Here is a 438-nt window from a genome sequence, read left to right as displayed (position 1 = left end):
AGCAGCATCAAACATCAGCCAGTCCGGCAGCGCCGCACCCCCAACCAGCGTTGCACTCAAGGTCAGTGCATCGCCATCCACATCCGTGAATGCGTTGGCTGGTAGTGCAAAACTCACGGCTTCATCTTCTGCTGAAGACTGAGGAGGCAATGCAATCGCCACAATAGGTGCATCATTGGTTCCGTGCACAACGACAGAAACGGTTGCGGTACTCTCCCCGCCATGGCCGTCACTGACGGTATAGGTGAAGGTATCCGTCAGTGTCTGACCCTCTGCCAGGGCCTGAACAGCGGCTGCGCCGGTGGGATCATAGCTGATCGTCCCGCCGGTGTTCAGCGTCAGGGTGGCACCATGCGTACTTGTGGCGGACACATCTGTCACCGTGAGTGCATCCCCGTCGATATCACTGTCGTTGGCAAGAAGGGTGGCTGTATCAAT

The 438-nt window shown here is 57.5% G+C and carries 1 protein-coding gene; it reads right to left on the bottom strand.

The features are described 5' to 3' along the window. A partial coding sequence (locus tag ACFWW2_RS04830) for an Ig-like domain-containing protein (RefSeq protein WP_393926609.1) occupies positions 1-438 on the bottom strand: 438 nt, incomplete at both ends.

Origin of the sequence: Yoonia sp. R2-816 (genome assembly GCF_046762905.1) — a bacterium.
Classification (GTDB): domain Bacteria; phylum Pseudomonadota; class Alphaproteobacteria; order Rhodobacterales; family Rhodobacteraceae; genus Yoonia.
The sequence above is the reverse complement of the archived record's forward strand: the minus strand, read 5'-3'. Positions and strand labels throughout refer to the sequence as shown.